The sequence below is a fragment of the Halomonas sp. SIMBA_159 genome (assembly GCF_046536035.1).
Classification (GTDB): Bacteria; Pseudomonadota; Gammaproteobacteria; order Pseudomonadales; family Halomonadaceae; genus Vreelandella; species Vreelandella venusta_A.
Map to the genome: position 1 here is coordinate 1 of NZ_JAWJBT010001858.1, position 228 is coordinate 228.

The 228-nt window shown below is 48.7% G+C and carries 1 protein-coding gene; it reads left to right on the forward strand.

Annotated elements, in window-relative coordinates:
• Positions 1-228, forward strand: a 228-nt coding sequence (locus R0J87_RS25610; protein WP_498889824.1) for a hypothetical protein, incomplete at both ends; no start/stop codon positions are given.

Below are 228 nucleotides of genomic sequence, written 5' to 3' on the forward strand. Positions count from 1 at the left end.
TGGATAGCCCACTATCGCTGAGAAACTGGCGAATTCAAGCGACAGGCGCAGATATCATGCGCCGAGCTTGCACCAACCTTGATGATTGCAATATCCCAGTGTTACTGACGAATCATGACTCATTTCTCGTCAGATTAGAGCAGCATCAATTCTCTCTTCAACTAGAAAAGGCGGCTCAAGCGTTAAACGACGCCGCCGTCGCCGTATTGAACGGTTTTCCACTGAAAG